At 70.3% G+C, this 17,938-nt stretch carries 13 protein-coding genes and 1 tRNA gene; 8 read left to right on the top strand and 6 right to left on the bottom strand.

All coding sequences use genetic code 11. The features are described 5' to 3' along the window. Positions 1–399: 399 nt before the first annotated feature. The 5 genes from ABZ887_RS07040 (at position 400) to ABZ887_RS07020 (ending at position 6,020) form a co-directional block, all read left to right on the top strand. The gene (locus ABZ887_RS07040) at positions 400–1,608 is read left to right on the top strand and encodes a branched-chain amino acid ABC transporter substrate-binding protein (RefSeq protein ID WP_361284609.1); all 1,209 of its coding nucleotides are present in this window, start codon (positions 400–402) and stop codon (positions 1,606–1,608) included. A 110-nt stretch (positions 1,609–1,718) separates the two neighbouring features. Further along, on the top strand, positions 1,719–2,657 hold the full coding sequence (locus ABZ887_RS07035) for a branched-chain amino acid ABC transporter permease (RefSeq protein WP_361283835.1): 939 nt from the start codon (positions 1,719–1,721) through the stop codon (positions 2,655–2,657). A gap of 5 nt (positions 2,658–2,662) precedes the next feature. Beyond that, positions 2,663–4,441, top strand: a complete 1,779-nt coding sequence (locus ABZ887_RS07030; RefSeq protein ID WP_361284606.1) for a branched-chain amino acid ABC transporter permease — start codon at positions 2,663–2,665, stop codon at positions 4,439–4,441. A 5-nt stretch (positions 4,442–4,446) separates the two neighbouring features. Beyond that, a complete protein-coding gene (locus ABZ887_RS07025; protein WP_361283832.1) occupies positions 4,447–5,307 on the top strand; it encodes an ABC transporter ATP-binding protein in 861 nt (286 codons plus the stop codon). Continuing rightward, complete coding sequence (locus tag ABZ887_RS07020; protein ID WP_361283829.1) at positions 5,304–6,020, top strand: ABC transporter ATP-binding protein; 717 nt, start codon at positions 5,304–5,306, stop codon at positions 6,018–6,020. The genes ABZ887_RS07025 and ABZ887_RS07020 overlap by 4 nt, the downstream gene beginning before the upstream one ends. A gap of 149 nt (positions 6,021–6,169) precedes the next feature. Here the strand turns inward: ABZ887_RS07020 and ABZ887_RS07015 are convergent, their stop codons facing one another. After that, complete coding sequence (locus ABZ887_RS07015; protein WP_361283826.1) at positions 6,170–6,823, bottom strand: response regulator; 654 nt, start codon at positions 6,821–6,823, stop codon at positions 6,170–6,172. 100 nt (positions 6,824–6,923) lie between these two features. Here ABZ887_RS07015 and ABZ887_RS07010 point away from each other — a divergent pair. Further along, positions 6,924–6,998 (top strand) — tRNA-Leu (locus tag ABZ887_RS07010). A gap of 77 nt (positions 6,999–7,075) precedes the next feature. On the opposite strand, the gene pyk is transcribed toward ABZ887_RS07010, so the two are convergent. Then, complete coding sequence (pyk, locus tag ABZ887_RS07005; protein ID WP_361283823.1) at positions 7,076–8,512, bottom strand: pyruvate kinase; 1,437 nt, start codon at positions 8,510–8,512, stop codon at positions 7,076–7,078. Positions 8,513–8,714: 202 nt separating this feature from the next. Further along, positions 8,715–9,428: an SIMPL domain-containing protein gene (locus ABZ887_RS07000; protein WP_361283820.1), complete on the bottom strand. Its 714-nt coding sequence runs from the start codon at positions 9,426–9,428 to the stop codon at positions 8,715–8,717. Between the two features lie 150 nt (positions 9,429–9,578). Here ABZ887_RS07000 and ABZ887_RS06995 point away from each other — a divergent pair, with 150 nt between their 5' ends. Then, positions 9,579–11,384, top strand: coding sequence for a 5'-nucleotidase C-terminal domain-containing protein (locus ABZ887_RS06995; RefSeq protein ID WP_361283817.1), 1,806 nt, complete (start codon positions 9,579–9,581; stop codon positions 11,382–11,384). Positions 11,385–11,458: 74 nt separating this feature from the next. Here ABZ887_RS06995 and ABZ887_RS06990 read toward each other — a convergent pair whose 3' ends face one another. Together ABZ887_RS06990 and ABZ887_RS06985 are read right to left on the bottom strand one after the other, a co-directional pair. Then, positions 11,459–12,865, bottom strand: a complete 1,407-nt coding sequence (locus ABZ887_RS06990; protein ID WP_361283814.1) for a SidA/IucD/PvdA family monooxygenase — start codon at positions 12,863–12,865, stop codon at positions 11,459–11,461. Beyond that, positions 12,862–14,220: an aminotransferase class V-fold PLP-dependent enzyme gene (locus ABZ887_RS06985; RefSeq protein ID WP_361283811.1), complete on the bottom strand. Its 1,359-nt coding sequence runs from the start codon at positions 14,218–14,220 to the stop codon at positions 12,862–12,864. The genes ABZ887_RS06990 and ABZ887_RS06985 overlap by 4 nt, the downstream gene beginning before the upstream one ends. Positions 14,221–14,463: 243 nt before the next feature. Here ABZ887_RS06985 and ABZ887_RS06980 point away from each other — a divergent pair, with 243 nt between their 5' ends. After that, a complete protein-coding gene (locus ABZ887_RS06980) occupies positions 14,464–15,012 on the top strand; it encodes a GNAT family N-acetyltransferase (protein ID WP_361283808.1) in 549 nt (182 codons plus the stop codon). Between the two features lie 238 nt (positions 15,013–15,250). Here the strand turns inward: ABZ887_RS06980 and pepN are convergent, their stop codons facing one another. Further along, positions 15,251–17,734 carry an aminopeptidase N gene (pepN, locus tag ABZ887_RS06975; RefSeq protein WP_361283805.1) on the bottom strand — a complete coding sequence of 828 codons (2,484 nt, stop codon included), beginning with the start codon at positions 17,732–17,734 and terminating at the stop codon, positions 15,251–15,253. Positions 17,735–17,938 lie beyond the last annotated feature (204 nt).

Here is a 17,938-nt window from a genome sequence, read left to right as displayed (position 1 = left end):
ATACGCATGTAATCCGCATTCGCTGTTTCACCCCAGTTCCCAGGGGGCGTCGCACTCCCCGCCCACCTCGAAAGTCGCCCACAGCAACGGTCGAGCGTCATGCCCAAAACCGCTGAGACGCCTGAACGGATCATGCCGGGTCCTGCAGGTTCTCAGAATGCGGACGGGGCGAATCGGGCTCAATTCCTGCTTTCCCCCCACGCTGTACCGCTCTGCATTACCTCGTGTCATAACAAGAGCGTCACAGCCTTGGTCAAGCCCTCCTCCACGTTCCTCGCCCGCGCTTAGAGTCACGGCCAGTCACCGCTCCATGGGGAGTTCGGTACCGGCGCGGCACTCGTCGTTCCCTGCAAGGGGGCGCACTGCCCACGGAAAGGATCGATTGTGCGACAGCGTTCTCTGGTGATTCTTACCTCCGTTCTGACCACCGGAGCCCTGACCCTCACTGCCTGCGGCTCCCGCGACGACAACAGCAAGAGCAGCGACAGCGGCAACGTGACGGTCACGATCGGCGTCGACGCCCCGCTGACCGGCGCGAACTCCGCCACGGGTCTCGGCATCCAGTACGGCGCCCAGATCGCCGTCGACGACGCCAACAAGAACAAGACCGTCCCGGGCGTCACCTTCAAGATCAAGGCGCTGGACGACAAGGCGGTTCCGGCCACCGGCCAGCAGAACGCCACCCAGCTCGTCTCCGACACCAGCGTGCTCGGCGTCGTCGGCCCGCTCAACTCCGGTGTGGCCACGCAGATGCAGCAGGTCTTCGCCACCGCCAACCTGGTGGAGATCTCGCCGTCCAACACCAACCCCGAGCTGACGATGGGCAAGAACTGGCAGACCAGCCCGTCCCGCCCGTTCAAGACGTACTTCCGCACCGCGACCACCGACGCCCTCCAGGGCGCGTACGCGGCGGACTACGCCTACAACGTCGCCAAGAAGAAGAAGGCCTTCGTCGTCGACGACAAGCAGACCTACGGCGCGGGTCTGTCGAAGATCTTCTCGGAGCAGTTCGCCAAGCAGGGCGGCAAGGTCATCGGCACCGACCACGTCAACACCGGTGACCGTGACTTCTCGACCCTGGTCACGAAGATCAAGAACTCGGGCGCCGACATCCTCTACTACGGCGGCCAGTACGACGAGTCCGAGGTGCTGACCAAGCAGCTCAAGGCCGCCGGTGCCAAGATCCCGCTGTTCGGCGGCGACGGCATGTTCACCCCGACCTACATCAAGACGGCCGGCACGGCCTCCGAGGGCGACCTGGTGACCTCGATCGGCGTCCCGGTCGACACCCTGCCCGCCGCCAAGGACTTCGTGGACACCTACAAGGCCAAGAAGTACCCCGGCGACTACGGCACCTACGGCTCGTACTCCTACGACGCCACCACCGCGATCATCAAGGCCGTCGGCACCGTCGTGAAGGACGGCAAGATCCCCACCGACGCCCGCTCCCAGATCGTCAGCGCCGTCCAGAGCACCTCCTTCGAGGGCATCTCCGGCAAGATCGCGTTCGACCAGTACGGCGACACCACGAACAAGCAGCTGACCGTCTACAAGGTCGTCAGCGGTGAGTGGAAGTCCGTCCAGAGCGGCGTGGCCACCCCGAAGTAACCAGCCATAACCTCTCGCACCACCAGGGCCGCGCGGCGCAGACCAACCGTCACCGCGCGGCCCGCCTTCTACCGCCCCCCTGACTCTCCCCACCACATGGAGGCCACGCGGTGAACACCCTGCCGCAGCAGCTGGCCAACGGGCTGTTCCTCGGCTCGATGTACGGTCTGATCGCCATCGGCTACACGATGGTGTACGGCATCGTCCAGCTCATCAACTTCGCCCATGGCGAGATCTTCATGACCGGAGGCTTCGGCGCCCTCACGGTCTACCTTCTCCTGCCGGACGGCATATCCATGTGGGTAGCCCTGCCGGCGATGCTCATCGGTGGCGCGCTGGTCGCCGTACTCATCGCCGTCGGCGCCGAACGCTTCGCCTACCGACCGCTGCGCGGCGCACCACGCCTCGCCCCGCTGATCACCGCGATCGGCCTGTCCCTCGCGCTGCAGCAGGCGGTCTTCAACTGGTACCACGTCGACGGCGACGCGAAGACCGCCCGGGTCTTCCCGCAGCTGCCGTTCGGCCCCCTGCACATCGGCTCCGTGACGGTGCAGAGCGGTGACATCTTCCTGATCATCGCCGCCCCGCTGTGCATGGCGATCCTCGCCCTGTTCGTCCGGCTCTCCCGCACCGGCCGCGCCATGCAGGCCACCGCCCAGGACCCGGACACCGCCCAGCTGATGGGCATCGACACCAACCGCATCATCGTCATCGCCTTCGCGATCGGCGGCTTCTTCGCGGCCGTGGCCGGTGTCTCGTACGGCCTCAAGTACGGTTCCGTCTCCTACGACATGGGCTTCATCGCCGGTCTGAAGGCGTTCACCGCGGCCGTCCTCGGCGGCATCGGCAACATCTACGGCGCCATGCTCGGCGGCCTCGTCCTCGGTATCGCCGAGGCCATGGCCACCGCCTACATCGCCAACGTCCCCGGCATGCAGCAGCTCGGCGGTGGCGGCTGGGCCTCCGTGTGGGCCTTCGTCCTGCTGATCCTCGTACTCCTCTTCAGACCACAGGGTCTGCTCGGCGAACGCGTCGCGGACAGGGCGTGAGCAGCATGACCGACACCACCAACTCCCCGGCCGCGGCGGAGCACGGGCCCGTCCCGCTGCCGCTGTCCGTCGCCCGGCTGCTCGTCGTCGTGGGCGCCGTGGGCACCATCGCCAGCACGTTCATGAGCTGGACCTGGACGTCCGAGTTCCCCGGCGACCTGACCGTCTACGGCTACCCGGCCGGCCTGCAGATCCTCGCCCTCGTGGGCGGCGCCCTGACCCTGCTGTTCGGGCTCACCCTGTGGGACGTCAAGGGGTTGCGCTGGCTGAACCCGGCGGGCGCCACCTCCCCGGTCTTCCTGACGGCGCTGTCGGCGTTCGCCGTCTGCTGGTTCACCGGCATCGCCATCGCCGTCGACCTCAACGGCCTGGTCAACCTGGACCCGGGCGCCTACGTGGCGATGGCGGCCTCCGCGCTGCCCGTCGTCGGCGCCCTCGCGCTGCCCCACCCGGCCCCCGGCACCGGCTTCCGCGGCTACCTGACCAAGCCTCAGCAGCCCGCTCCGGCCAAGACGACGCCGCTCGGCGAGCGCATCATCATCACGGTCGGCGTCGCGCTCGCCCTGGTGTCCTTCACCTACGGCATCGGCATCGACAACGACGCGAGCGAGACCTTCATCGGCTATCTGCTGCTGCTCGTCTTCGCCGCCTGGGGCCTCATGCACACCGGCCTCGTCGACCGCTTCGCGACCACCGCGGCGCACCACAAGGGGTTCGCTTCGGCGCTCGCCTTCGTCGCCGCCGTGATCTTCCCCTTCACCCAGAGCGACGACCACAACGCCAACGTCGGCGTGAACATCCTGATCTTCGCCACCGTCGCCCTCGGCCTGAACATCGTGGTCGGCCTCACCGGTCTGCTCGACCTCGGTTACGTCGCGTTCCTCGGTGTCGGCGCCTACGCGGCCGCTCTGGTCTCCGGCTCGGAGTACTCCCGGTTCTCCGGAGTGCAGTTCCCGTTCTGGGCCGCCGCCCTCACCGGCATGGCCGCCTCGCTGATCTTCGGTGTGCTGATCGGCGCGCCGACCCTGCGACTGCGCGGCGACTACCTGGCCATCGTGACGCTCGGCTTCGGTGAGATCTTCCGCATCACCGTCAACAACCTCGACGGCGACTCCGGACCGAACATCACCCGCGGCCCCAACGGCATCACCCAGATCCCGGACCTGAGCATCTTCGGGTTCAACCTGGGCGAGTCGCACACCATCCTCGGGCAGAACCTGGGCCGGTTCGCCAACTACCTGTTCCTGATGCTCATCGTCACGGCGATCGTCGTGCTCGTCTTCACCCGCGCCGCCGACTCCCGTATCGGCCGCTCCTGGATCGCCATCCGCGAGGACGAGACCGCCGCGACCGCCATGGGCATCAACGGCTTCCGCGTCAAGCTGATCGCCTTCGCCCTCGGCGCCTCCCTCGCGGGCCTCGCCGGCACGGTGATGGCACACGTCAACTACAGCGTGAACCCGCAGCCGTACCAGTTCGCCGGCGCCGCCCCGCCCAACTCGGCCTTCCTGCTGGCCGCCGTCGTCCTCGGCGGCATGGGCACCGTCAGCGGCCCGCTGCTCGGCGCGAGCGTGCTCTACCTGGTCCCGGAGAAGCTCCAGTTCCTCCAGAACTACGAGCTGTTCGCCTTCGGTATCGCGCTGATCGTGCTGATGCGGTTCCGGCCGGAGGGCATCATCGCCAACCGCCGCCGCCAGCTGGAGTTCCACGAGACCGGCCAGCTCGACGTACCCGCGCAGGAGACGCTGAGCGACGATCCGGCCGTCACCAAGGCAGGGGCGTAGGAACCATGACGACACCTGTACTCGAAGCCCGTGACGTCACGATGCGCTTCGGTGGTCTGACCGCCGTCCGCTCCGTCGACTTCACGGTCAACAGCGGCGAGATCGTCGGTCTGATCGGCCCGAACGGTGCCGGCAAGACCACCTTCTTCAACTGCCTCACCGGTCTGTACGTCCCCACCGAGGGCACGGTCTCGTACCAGGGCAAGGTGCTGCCGCCCAAGCCGCACCTGGTGACGCAGGCGGGCATCGCGCGGACGTTCCAGAACATCCGGCTCTTCGCCAACATGACCGTCCTGGAGAACGTCCTCGTGGGCCGCCACACGCGGACCAAGGAGGGCCTGTGGTCCGCGCTGCTGCGCGGTCCCGGCTTCCGCAAGGCCGAGAAGGAGTCCGAGGCGAAGGCCATGGAGCTCCTGGAGTTCATCGGCCTCGCCGCCAAGCGGGACCACCTCGCGCGCAACCTGCCCTACGGCGAGCAGCGCAAGCTGGAGATCGCGCGGGCGCTGGCCAGCGAGCCGGGCCTGCTGCTGCTCGACGAGCCGACGGCCGGCATGAACCCGCAGGAGACCCGCGCCACCGAGGAACTGGTCTTCGCCATCCGGGACAAGGGCATCGCCGTCCTCGTCATCGAGCACGACATGCGCTTCATCTTCAACCTGTGCGACCGGGTCGCCGTCCTCGTCCAGGGCGAGAAGCTCGTCGAGGGCACCTCCGACGTCGTCCAGGCGGACGAGCGCGTCGTCGCCGCGTATCTGGGCGAGCCCTTCGAGGGCGACCCCGGTCAGGCGGAGGCCGCCGAGGTCGAGGCCGCGGAGGCCGCGGACAGTGTCGAGGCGGACAGCACCACCAAGGGAGAGGCCCAGTGACCGCACTGCTGGAGGTCGAGGACCTCAGGGTCGCCTACGGCAAGATCGAGGCCGTCAAGGGCATCTCGTTCAGCGTCGAGGCCGGTCAGGTCGTGACCCTCATCGGCACCAACGGCGCCGGCAAGACCACGACCCTGCGTACCCTGTCGGGGCTGCTCAAGCCGGCCTCGGGCAGGGTCGTGTTCGACGGCAAGCCGCTCAGCGGGGTGCCGGCGCACAAGATCGTCGCGCTCGGGCTCGCCCACTCCCCCGAGGGCCGGCACATCTTCCCGCGCCTGACCATCGCCGAGAACCTGCAGCTCGGTGCCTTCCTCCGCAAGGACAAGGCGGGCATCGAGAGGGACATCCAGCGGGCCTACGACCTCTTCCCGATCCTGGGCGAGCGGCGCAAGCAGGCCGCGGGCACCCTCTCGGGCGGTGAGCAGCAGATGCTGGCGATGGGGCGCGCGCTGATGTCCCAGCCGAAGCTGCTGATGCTGGACGAGCCGTCCATGGGTCTGTCGCCGATCATGATGCAGAAGATCATGGCGACGATCGTGGAGCTGAAGTCGCAGGGAACAACGATTCTGCTCGTCGAGCAGAACGCGCAGGCGGCGCTGTCGCTGGCCGACCAGGGGCATGTGATGGAGGTCGGCAACATCGTGCTGTCGGGCAGCGGGCAGGATCTGCTGACCGATGAGTCGGTTCGTAAGGCCTATTTGGGCGAGGACTAGGTCGTCGGGTCGCTGCGGGCCGGTGGGGGCCGGTGGGGGCCGGTGGGGGCCGGTCGCGCAGTTCCCCGCGCCCCCACGGGGCGCCGACATCACAAAGGCCCGTGCTTCCTTCTCCGAAGCACGGGCCTTGTCGTGTATGTCTGTGCGGGTCAGCCCTTGCTGGACTTCTTCTCGTCGCTGTCCGCGATGACGGCCTCGGCGACCTGCTGCATCGACATGCGGCGGTCCATCGACGTCTTCTGGATCCAGCGGAACGCGGCCGGCTCGGTCAGGCCGTACTCGGTCTGGAGGATGGACTTCGCGCGGTCGACCAGCTTGCGGGTCTCCAGGCGCAGGGTGAGGTCGGCGACCTCCTGCTCCAGCTGCTTCAGCTCGGTGAAGCGGGAGACGGCCATCTCGATCGCCGGGACGACGTCGCTCTTGCTGAACGGCTTGACCAGGTACGCCATCGCGCCCGCGTCCCGGGCCCGCTCGACGAGGTCGCGCTGCGAGAAGGCGGTGAGCATCAGCACCGGGGCGATGGACTCCTCGGCGATCTTCTCGGCCGCCGAGATGCCGTCCAGCTTGGGCATCTTGACGTCGAGGATGACCAGGTCGGGGCGGTGCTCGCGGGCCAGCTCGACGGCCTGCTCGCCGTCACCGGCCTCACCGACGACCGTGTACCCCTCCTCCTCCAGCATCTCTTTCAGGTCGAGCCGGATCAGGGCCTCGTCCTCGGCGATGACGACACGGGTCGTCATCGGAGGCACGTGCGACTTGTCGTCGGGTGCGTCGACTGGCTGGGGCGACTCGGCGGCGGTCACGGGGGCTCCTCGTTCAGGGCAGGGGTACTGCTGACAAGAGCCTACCTAGCTACGGTATGGTGGACGCGCGGAGGGTCGGGGATCACCTTTGATTCTTCGAGCCCCGGTAGCCCAATTGGCAGCAGGCAACGGATTCAAAACCCGTACAGTGTCGGTTCGAGTCCGACCCGGGGCACTTTTCCTTGGATTCCAAGGTCGCGATCATTGCGTGGCCGAAGGGCCTCTCCGCCGGACGGAGGGGCCCTTCGCGCGTCACTTGGGGCTGTCGTCCTCACCGATGTGGTGGACCCGGACCATGTTGGTGGAGCCGGAGACACCGGGCGGGGAACCCGCCGTGATGACCACGATGTCGCCCTTCTGGCAGCGGCCGTACTTCAGCAGCAGCTCGTCCACCTGGTCGACCATCTTGTCCGTCGAGTCGACGTGCGGGCCGAGGAGGGTCTCGACGCCCCAGGTGAGGTTGAGCTGGGAGCGGGTGGCCGGTTCCGGGGTGAAGGCCAGCAGCGGGATCGGCGAGCGGTAGCGGGAGAGCCGACGGACCGTGTCTCCCGACTCGGTGAACGCGACGAGGAACTTCGCGTTCAGGAAGTCGCCCATCTCGGCGGCGGCCCGGGCCACCGCGCCGCCCTGGGTGCGGGGCTTGTTGCTCTCGGTCAGCGGCGGGAGGCCCTTGGCGAGGATGTCCTCCTCGGCCGCCTCGACGATCTTCGCCATGGTGCGGACGGTCTCGATCGGGTACTTGCCGACGCTGGTCTCGCCGGAGAGCATCACCGCGTCCGTGCCGTCGATGACCGCGTTGGCGACGTCGGAGGCCTCGGCGCGGGTGGGGCGGGAGTTCTCGATCATCGAGTCGAGCATCTGGGTGGCGACGATGACCGGCTTGGCGTTGCGCTTGGCGAGCTTGATCGCGCGCTTCTGGACGATCGGCACCTGCTCCAGCGGCATCTCCACGCCCAGGTCGCCGCGGGCGACCATGATGCCGTCGAAGGCGGCCACGATCCCGTCGATGTTCTCGACGGCCTGCGGCTTCTCGACCTTGGCGATCACGGGAAGGCGGCGGCCCTCCTCGGCCATGATGCGGTGGACGTCCTCGATGTCCCGGCCGCTGCGCACGAAGGACAGGGCGATCACGTCGACGCCGGTGCGCAGCGCCCACCGCAGGTCGGCCTCGTCCTTGTCGGACAGGGCCGGGACGGAGACGGCGACCCCGGGGAGGTTGAGGCCCTTGTGGTCGGAGACCATGCCGCCCTCGACCACCGTGGTGTGCACGCGGGGGCCGTCGACGTGGGTGACCTCCAGGCAGACCTTGCCGTCGTCGACGAGGACGCGCTCACCGGGAGTGACGTCACCGGCCAGGCCCGTGTACGTCGTACCGCACTGGTGCCGGTCGCCCTCGGCGCCCTCCTCCACCGTGATGACGAAGGCGTCACCGCGTTCGAGGAGTACGGGGCCTTCGGTGAAGCGGCCGAGCCGGATCTTCGGGCCTTGAAGGTCGGCGAGGATCCCGATGCTGCGGCCGGACTCGTCGGAGGCCTTGCGGACACGCTGGTAACGCTCCTCGTGCTCGGCGTGGGTGCCGTGGCTGAGGTTGAGTCGGGCGACGTCCATTCCGGCCTCGACCAGGGCCTTGATCTGGTCGTACGAGTCGGTGGCGGGCCCCAGAGTACAAACGATCTTTGCTCGGCGCATGCTTCGAGCCTAGGCCTTACCGGCGGGTAGAGAATTGGTCGCACATGACGACCCAACAACCTTTGCGTGAAGGCATATTGACAAGTGTTGAATTGTGCGGCACTCCGCTCCTATGAGCATCTCGCACTTGTTGAATACAGCGTGATCACTGTCGCCATTCGATATTCCGAACGCGTTTTCCCAGAGTCACAGCCGCGGCGAGTCACAGCCGCGGCGGCGCCATCGTGAATTGCGCACCGACCCGAGCGGTGACACGCAGTCGCGGAGGCTCCAGATCGAGGGGTTCGGCGGCCTCCGCGAAGTCGGCGGCGGCCGCCATCCGGCGGATCCCGCGGTCGAACTTCGCCCGGTACGGCTCCTCCCCCTCGGTGCCGGTGTCGGCGAGCTCGACCAGGGCGGCGAGGGAGGTGCCGAGGGCGCTCGCGTACTCGCGGGCGCGCTGCACCGCGTCGGCGACCGCGCGCCGCCGGGCCTCGCCGTGCACGGACGAGTCCGGGCGCAGCGACCACCAGGGGCCGTCGACCCGGGTCAGCTCCAAGTCCGCGAGCCGGGTGACGAGTTCGCCGAGGACGGTGAAGTCGGTGAACTCCGCGGTGAGCTGGACCCGCCCCTGGTAGCTGCGGACGCGCTCGCCCCGGCCGCGCTCGGCGAGTTCGGGGGCGACGGAGAAGACCCCGGTCGACAACCGGGCCACCGCGTCACCGTACGACTTGATCAGATCGAGGGCGGCGGCGTTGCGGCGGGTCAGGTCGTCCAGCGTCGAACGGCGGTCCCGGCCCCGGGCGCTGACCATGACGGCGATCCGGGCCAGTTCGGGCTCGACCTCCAGCTCGGCCTCGCCGTGCACGACGAGGAGCGGGGCGTCGGGCGTGCCGGCCGGCCGGCGCTCCCCGGGCGAGGACGAGGGTGAGGTCATACGTCCCACTCTGTCACGCCATCCCCGCTTGTGCGCCCCGGAGTTCACCGTGCGGGTCACCAGATCGAAACCTCCCGGACCTGTTGCCGTCAGTCATGCCCAGGACAGAATCTACGCGCGTCGTTGACCGAATCCCGAGGAGATCAAGACATGCCCTTGAACCGCCGGAAGTTCCTGGAGAAGTCCGCCGCCACCGGAGCGGGAGTGGCGATCGCCGGCGCGGCGGCGGCCCCGGCACAGGCCGCACCGGCTGCCGCGACCCGCGCCAAGCAGCCCAAGCGGTACTCCCTCACCGTCATGGGCACCACCGACCTGCACGGGCACGTCTTCAACTGGGACTACTTCAAGGACGCGGAGTACTCCGACAAGGCCGGCAACGCGATGGGCCTGGCGCGCATCTCGACCCTGGTGAACCAGGTGCGTGCCGCGAAGGGCCGGTGCAACACCCTGCTCCTCGACGCCGGTGACACCATCCAGGGCACCCCGCTGACGTACTACTACGCCAAGGTCGACCCGATCACCGCCAAGGGCGGCCCGGTGCACCCGATGGCCCAGGCCATGAACGCGATCGGGTACGACGCGGCGGCGCTCGGCAATCACGAGTTCAACTACGGCATCGAGACCCTGCGCAAGTTCGAGGACCAGCTGCGCTTCCCCCTGCTCGGCGCCAACGCGGTCGACGCGAAGACCCTGAAGCCGGCCTTCCCGCCCTACTTCATCAAGAAGTTCCACGTCCCGGGCGCCCCGCCGGTCAAGGTCGCCGTCCTCGGCCTGACCAACCCGGGCATCGCGATCTGGGACAAGGCCTACGTCCAGGGCAAGCTGGCCTTCCCGGGCCTGGAGGAGCAGGCCGCGAAGTGGGTGCCGAAGCTGAAGGCGATGGGCGCCGACGTGGTCGTGGTCTCGGCCCACTCCGGCTCGTCGGGCACCTCCTCCTACGGCGACCAGGTGCCGTACGTCGAGAACGCGGCCGCGAACGTCGCCCGGCAGGTGCCGGGCATCGACGCGATCCTGGTCGGCCACGCGCACGTGGAGATCCCGGAGCTGAAGGTCGTCAACGAGGCCACCGGAAAGACCGTCGTCCTCTCCGAACCGCTCTGCTACGCCGAGCGCCTCACCCTCTTCGACATCGAGCTGGTGTTCGCCAAGGGCAGCTGGGAGGTGGAGTCGGTCGCGGCCTCGCTGCTGAACTCCAACACGGTCGCCGACGACCCGAAGATCACCAGGCTGCTCTCCGACGAGCACGCCAAGGTCGTCGCGTACGTCAACCAGGTCGTCGGCTCCGCGACCGAGACCCTGACCACGGTCGAGGCCCGCTACAAGGACGCCCCGATCATCGACCTGATCACCAAGGTCCAGGAGGACGTGGTCAAGGCGGCCCTGGCCGGCACGGAGTACGCCGCGCTGCCGGTGATCGCACAGGCCTCGCCGTTCTCGCGGACCTCCGAGATCCCGGCCGGCAAGGTGACCATCCGGGACCTGTCCAGCCTCTACGTGTACGACAACACGCTGGTCGCCAAGCTGATGACGGGCGCGCAGATCCGGGCGTACCTGGAGTACTCGGCGGAGTACTTCGTCCGGACGGCCGCCGACGCGACCGTCGACGTGGAGAAGCTGACGAACGCCAACAACCGTCCGGACTACAACTACGACTACGTCTCCGGCCTCCGGTACGAGATCGACATCGCGCAGGCGGCCGGGGCGCGGATCAGGAACCTGACCTACAACGGCGCCGCCCTCGACGACTCGCAGCAGTTCGTCCTCGCGGTGAACAACTACCGCGCCAACGGCGGTGGCGCGTTCCCGTACGTCGCCTCGGCCAAGGAGCTGTGGTCGGAGTCGACGGAGATCCGCACCCGGATCGCGGAGTGGGTGACCGCCAAGGGTGTCCTGGACCCGAAGGACTTCGCGTCGGCGGACTGGGAGCTGACCCGCGAAGGGACGCCGGTGTTCTGAGCGGTCCCGGAGGGCGCCGGGCCGGGGACCGGCGCCCTGGGTTCGGTCGATGAAGCGCTCGGTCGGCGAAGCGCTCAGTCGACGAGCGGGGTGAGCTGCCTCGGCTGCTGCTGCGCCGGGACCCGCTCCTCCGGCCGCTCCAGGCCGAAGCTGGTGAAGGCGGTGCGGGCGGGCAGCGGGTAGGGGTCCTTGCCGGTCAGGGTGTTGAGGATGCTGGCGCTGCGCCAGGCGGCCAGGCCCAGGTCCGGGGTGCCGACGCCATGGGTGTGGAGCTCGGCGTTCTGGACGTACGCCGCCCCGGTCACCGACGGGTCGAGGACGAGCCGGAACCGCTCGTCCACGCGCGGGCGTTCGCCGCTGTCCCGGCGCAGATAGGGGTCGAGTCCGGCGAGCAGGCGGCCGAGGGGCCGTTCGCGGTAGCCGGTGGCCAGGACGACGGCGTCGGTGGTGAGCCGGGAGCGGGTGCCCTGCTGGACGTGTTCGAGGTGGAGCTCGACCTTGGTGGTGGCGACGCGTCCGGCGGTGCGGACCTGGACGCCGGGGGTCAGGACGGCCTCGGGCCAGCCGCCGTGCAGCGTACGGCGGTACAGCTCGTCGTGGATGGCGGCGATGGTGTCGGTGTCGATGCCCCGGTGCAGCTGCCACTGGGCGGAGACGACCCGGTCCCGGACGGGCTCGGCGAGAGCGTGGAAGAAGCGGGTGTAGTCGGGGGTGAAGTGCTCCAGGCCGAGCTTGGAGTACTCCATGGGCGCGAACGCCTCGCCCCGCCCGATCCAGTGCAGCTTCTCGCGGCCGGCGGGCCGGTGGCGCAGCAGGTCGAGGAAGACCTCGGCGCCGGACTGCCCGGAGCCCACGACGGTGACGTGCTCGGCGGCGAGGAAGGCCTCGCGGTGGTCGAGGTAGTCGGCCGCGTGGACGACCGGGACGATCGGGGACTCCACGAGGGGCTTGAGCGGATCGGGCACGTACGGGACGGTCCCGACCCCGAGCACGACGTTCTTCGTGTACGTGCGGCCGAGGGACTCGGCCTCGCCCTCCGCGTCGAGCCGGGTGAAGTCGACCTCGAAGAGGTCGCGTTCGGAGTTCCAGCGGACGGCGTCGACCTGGTGGGAGAAGCGCAGTCCGGGCAGGCTCTCGGCGACCCAGCGGCAGTACGCGTCGTACTCGGCGCGCTGGATGTGGAAGCGCTCGGCGAAGTAGAAGGGGAAGAGCCGCTCGCGCGCCTTGAGGTAGTTGAGGAACGACCAGGGGCTGGCGGGGTCGGCGAGGGTCACCAGGTCGGCGAGGAACGGGACCTGGATGGTGGCGCCGTCGATCAGCAGCCCCGGGTGCCAGTCGAAGCCCGGACGCTGCTCGTAGAAGACGGCGTCGAGTTCGGCGAGCGGGTGGGCGAGCGCGGCGAGGGACAGGTTGAACGGTCCGATGCCGATGCCGACCAGGTCGCGGGGTGCTTCGGGCTCGTGGTGTGGGGGGTTGGTCATCTGGGGGTGGTTCCTTCCACGAGTTTCAGGAGGAGGGCCAGTTCGTCCGGCCGCGTGTGGGGGTTGAGGAGGGTGGCCTTGAGCCAGAGCCGGCCGTCGAGCCGGGCCCGGCCGAGTACCGCCCGGCCGTCGTGCAGCAGCCTGCGCCGTACGGCGGCGACGTCGTCGTCGGTGGCTCCGGTGGGGCGGAACAGCACCGTGCTGATGTTGGGCCGGTCGTAGAGCTCGAAGCCGGGATGCTCGCGGACCAGGGCGGCGAACTCCCGCGCCCGTGCGCACACCTGGTCGACCAGCGCGCCGAGTCCGGTGCGGCCCAGGGTCTTGAGGGTGACCGCGATCTTGAGGACGTCGGGGCGCCGGGTGGTGCGCAGGGAGCGGCCGAGCAGGTCGGGGTAGCCGGCCTCGGTGTCGTCGTCGGCGTTGAGGTAGTCGGCGTGCTGGTGGAGCACGCCGAGCTCGGCCGGGCGGGCGACGGCGAGGAGTCCGGCGGCGACCGGCTGCCAGCCGAGTTTGTGCAGGTCGAGGGTGACGCTGTGGGCGCGCTCCAGGCCGGCGAGCTTGTCCCGGTGCCGGTCGCTGAAGGCGAGGCCGCCCCCGTAGGCGGCGTCGACGTGCAGCCGGGCGCCGTGGGCGGCGCAGAGCCCGGCGATCTCGGGGAGGGGGTCGACGAGCCCGGCGTCGGTGGTGCCGGCGGTGGCGGCGACCAGCAGCGGCCGGGGCAGGCGGGTGAGGGCGTCGTGGAGGGCGGCCGGGTCGAGGGTGCCGTTCGGGGCGGGGACCACGACGGGGTCGGGCAGGCCGAGCAGCCAGGCGGCGCGGGGCAGCGAGTGGTGGGCGTTGGCCCCGCAGACCAGCCGGATGCCGCCGCCGGAGGCCTCCCGGGCCAGCAGCAGGGCCAGCTGGTTGGACTCGGTGCCGCCGGTGGTGACCACCGCGTCGGAGAGGCCGATGGTGTGCGCGAGGGTGCGGGTGACCAGGGCTTCCAGGGCGGAGGCGGCCGGGGCCTGGTCCCAGGAGTCCAGGGAGGGGTTGAGGGCGCTCGCGGCGAGGTCGGCGGCGGTGGCGACGGCCAGCGGCGGGCAGTGCAGATGCGCCGCGCACAGCGGGTCGGCGGGGTCGGCGGCGCCCTCGGCGAGGGCGGTCACCAGGGTGCGCAGGGCGTCGGGGTCGCCGTCGTCGGGGAGTACGTCCCCCACGGCGTCCGCGATCCGCTCGGCCACCGTCTCCGGGCCGCCCGCGGGCAGCGGCCCGCCGCGCGCCCGGCCGCCCTCGCGCAGCGCGTCGAGCACGGTGTCCAGCAGGGGCCGCAGGGCGTCGGGGCCCTGGGGTCCGGATGCGAGAGGCGGCGTGCTCATGGGCTCTCCTCGGGGCGCTGGCCGAAAAGGGGTGTTCGAAGGGGGTTGTCCGCAGGGGGAGTTCCAGCTTGTACGGGATTGGGTCTGCGCGTCCCCAAAGCTCAACGATCGGAACCCGAAAGTGGGTACTGCCGTACGGGGAAAACCTGTCGGGGCGGTGCGGAGGCGGTGCGCCCCGGGCGCTTCGGAGCAAGCGGTGAAAGGGCGTTGAGACCGTGGCTGACCGGGGTTAACGTCGGTCGCGTGGTTGACGCGTGGATGATCGACGTGCCCGGTGAGCGGGTGCTGGTGCGGGAGCCGCGGCCCGCGGACGAGGTGCCGCTGCTGGACCTCTTCGAGGCCTGCGAGGACTGGTTCGTGGCGGCGACCGGGCTGCCGTCCGGGCCGGGCGACGTGCAGAGCCTGTTCTACGGGCTGCCCGAGGGCGCCGACCCCGACGACAAGGTGCTGCTGGTGCTGGAGCGGGACGGGGTCGTCTCGGGCCTGGTGGACGCGGTACGGAACCATCCGGTGCCCGGCGCGGTCGCGGTGGGGCTGTTCCTGCTGGCGCCCTGGGCACGCGGCCGGGGCCTCGGGCGGGCGCTGGCCGAGTCGCTGCTCGCGCATGCCGAGGGGGTGTCCCTGGTGACGGCGTCGGTGCCGCCGGGCTGGCGCTCCGGGGAGTGCTTCCTGGAGCACCTGGGCTTCACGCTGGGCGCCCAGACGCCCAGGACGGCCGAGGTGGGCAACCGGCGCGCGGGGCCGTGGGAGGGCGGGCTGCGCCGGGCCGAGCTGCGACCGGCCGCGGGCTGACGGGGCCGGTCGGGCACGGGCGAACCCTCCGGGCCGGCCCGGCCGTCTCCGGGGCGCGGACGAGCGAGCGCACGGGTTCCCGCACAGGTTCCCGCACGGGCCCCACAGGCTCGCGCACGGGCTGTCCGTCGGCGACGAGGCGTGCCAAGGCATGCGACGAGGGCACGGCCGGCGGCCGGCCCCCGCATTCGTCGCCGGGAACCAGCCGCGCCCGCGTCGTCCTGCGTCCGCGGCGGCCCTATGCCTCGCGGACTCGCAACGCCCTTTCCAGGTCGTCCAGTTCGTCGATCAGGCGGCGGCGCAGGGCCGTGACCGGCTCGGCCTCGTCCAGGCAGGCCCGGCCCAGGGCGAGGTTCTCGGCGTCGACGGCGTGGCCGGGGAAGGCCTGCCGACCGGTGACCGTGGCGATGCGGGGACCGCGCCGGGCGGCGACGGCGACGGCGTCCCGGTAGTAGCGCGGCACGTAGTCGCGGACCAGGTCGGCCTGTTCGGGATGCCAGAAGCCCTCGGCGGTGGCCGTGAACAGGTAGTTGGACAGCTCGTCGCCGCTGAACATCGCCTCCCAGGCGGTGCGCTTGGCCTCGGGGTCGGGCAGCGCGGCCCGGCAGCGGGCGGCGCCCTCCTGGCCGCTGGCGCTGGGGTCGCGGGCCAGCTCGGCGGCGATCCGGTCCTCGTCGACGGCGCCGAGGACGGCGAGCCGGCCCAGGACGCGCCAGCGCAGCTCGGGATCGAGCTCCGGGCCGCCGGGCACGGTGCCCTCGGCGAGCCAGGCGGCGATGGTGTCGGGATGGGCGGCGGCGGCGATGAAGTGCCGTACGGCGATCAGGCGCAGCCCGGGGTTGTCGCCGTCCTCGGTGCGCCGGATGAGGTCGCGGCACAGGGCGGAGACGGTGGCGAGGGCGGCCGCGCGGTCCTCGGGCCCGAGGTAGCGGTCGACGACGTGGGCAGCGATGAAGCCCAGCACGCCCTGGACGAGGGCGAGGTCGGTCTCGTGCGGGAGGTGGGCGCGGGCGGCCTCCAGGTAGGCGGCGGGCGGGAGTTCCCCGTCGCGGACGGCGTCCCGCAGGGCGTTCCACACCACCGCGCGGGTCAGCGGGTCGGGCAGGCCCGACAGGTGGGCCCGGACGGTCTCGGCGGACCCGGCGTCGAAGCGGACCTTGGCGTAGGTCAGGTCGCCCTCGTTGAGCACGAGCAGGGCGGGGCGCTTGCCCAGGGCCTGGGGGGCGGTCTGCGGGATGTCGAGGTCGATGCGCTCGCGCAGGGTGAGCCGGCCCTCGTCGGCGAGGTCCTGGTCGTAGACGCCGACGCAGATGCGGTGCGGGCGGCTGCCGGTGCGCTCGACGGTGAGGGTGCGGGTGCCGTCGGCGGCGGTGGCCAGGACCGGGGTGAGGGTGTCGACGCCGGTGGTGCGCAGCCAGGTGTCGGCCCAGGCGTGCACGTCGCGTTCGGTGGCGGAGGCGAGGGAGTCGATGAAGTCCGCGAGGGTGGCGTTGCCGAACCGGTGCCGCTGGAAGTGGATGTTGATGCCGGCCAGGAAGTCCTTCTCGCCCATCCAGGCGACCAGCTGGCGCAGCGCGGAGGCGCCCTTGGCGTAGGAGATGCCGTCGAAGTTGAGCAGGGCGGCGGCGGTGTCGTCGACGGCCTCCGGGGCCACTGGGTGGGTGGAGGGGCGCTGGTCGGCGTCGTAGCCCCAGGCCTTGCGGGCCACCCCGAAGTCGACCCAGGTGTCGGTGAAGCGGGTGGCCTCGGTGAGGGTCTGGTAGCCCATGTACTCGGCGAACGACTCGTTCAGCCAGATGTCGTCCCACCACCTGAGGGTGACGAGGTCGCCGAACCACATGTGGGCCATCTCGTGGGCGATGACCATGGCGCGGGTCTGCCGCTCGGTGTCGGTGACGGCGGAGCGGTAGACGAACTCGTCGCGGAAGGTGACCAGCCCCGGGTTCTCCATGGCGCCGGCGTTGAACTCGGGGACGAACGCCTGGTCGTAGGAGTCGAAGGGGTAGGGCTCCTCGAACTTCTCGTGGTAGCGGTCGTAGCACGCGCGCGTGATGTCGAGGATCTCCTCGGCGTCGGCGTCGAGGTGGGGTGCGAGGGAGCGGCGGCAGTGGATGCCGAAGGGCAGTCCGCGGTGCTCGGTGCGCACGGAGTGCCAGGGTCCGGCGGCGACGGCGACCAGGTAGGTGGAGATCAGCGGGGTGGCGGCGGCCCGCCAGCGGCCCTCGCCGAGGTGCTCGGTGACGCCGTTGGCGAGCACCGTCCAGCCCTCGGGGGCGGTCACGGACAGCTCGAAGACGGCCTTCAGGTCGGGCTGGTCGAAGGCGGCGAAGACGCGCTGCACGTCGTCCATGAAGAGCTGGGTGTAGACGTACGTCGCGTCGTCCGAGGGGTCCGTGAAGCGGTGCATGCCCTCGCCGGTGCGCGAGTAGCGCATGGTGGCCTCGACGCGCAGCTCGTGCTCGCCCGCGGTGAGGTTCTTCAGGGGCAGCCGGTCCTGGTCCAGTGTCCCGGGGTCGAGGGGCTGTCCGTCGAGGGTGACGGCGCGCAGTTCGACGGGCTTCATCTCGACGAACGTGTCGCCGTCGGATCGGGCCGTGAACCTGATCACGGTGCGGGAGTCGAAGGTCTCGTCCCCGGTGGTCAGGTCGAGGTCGATCGTGTAGCGGTGGACGTCGAGGAGCTCGGCGCGGCTCTGCGCTTCGTCGCGAGTCAGTACGGACATGCGGGCCATGCTGCCCGATGACACTGACATCGCACAGGGGCGGGAGCGGTATGCGGCTTATGTCCGTCCCGGGGTCGTGGGGTCGCACGAGGCGGACCCGGGCCGGACCTGGCGGGCGCCGCTCTGCGCCTGGAGCACCGGTTCGAGCGCCTCGTCACCGCACGGGGGTCGCCCGGCGGTGCCGGAGGCTCTTCGAGGCGTACG

The organism is Streptomyces sp. NPDC047061, assembly GCF_040643955.1.
Lineage (GTDB): Bacteria > Actinomycetota > Actinomycetes > Streptomycetales > Streptomycetaceae > Streptomyces.
The sequence above is the reverse complement of the archived record's forward strand: the minus strand, read 5'-3'. Positions and strand labels throughout refer to the sequence as shown.

Excerpts from the sequence above, each read along its gene's own strand:
- pepN (WP_361283805.1), bottom strand. The coding sequence starts at position 17,734 with ATGTCCGTACTGACTCGCGACGAAGCGCAGAGCCGCGCCGAGCTCCTC.
- pyk (WP_361283823.1), bottom strand. The coding sequence starts at position 8,512 with ATGCGCCGAGCAAAGATCGTTTGTACTCTGGGGCCCGCCACCGACTCG.
- ABZ887_RS06995 (WP_361283817.1), top strand. The coding sequence starts at position 9,579 with ATGCCCTTGAACCGCCGGAAGTTCCTGGAGAAGTCCGCCGCCACCGGA.
- ABZ887_RS07030 (WP_361284606.1), top strand. The coding sequence starts at position 2,663 with ATGACCGACACCACCAACTCCCCGGCCGCGGCGGAGCACGGGCCCGTC.
- ABZ887_RS07025 (WP_361283832.1), top strand. The coding sequence starts at position 4,447 with ATGACGACACCTGTACTCGAAGCCCGTGACGTCACGATGCGCTTCGGT.
- ABZ887_RS06990 (WP_361283814.1), bottom strand. The coding sequence starts at position 12,865 with ATGACCAACCCCCCACACCACGAGCCCGAAGCACCCCGCGACCTGGTC.
- ABZ887_RS06985 (WP_361283811.1), bottom strand. The coding sequence starts at position 14,220 with ATGAGCACGCCGCCTCTCGCATCCGGACCCCAGGGCCCCGACGCCCTG.
- ABZ887_RS07000 (WP_361283820.1), bottom strand. The coding sequence starts at position 9,428 with ATGACCTCACCCTCGTCCTCGCCCGGGGAGCGCCGGCCGGCCGGCACG.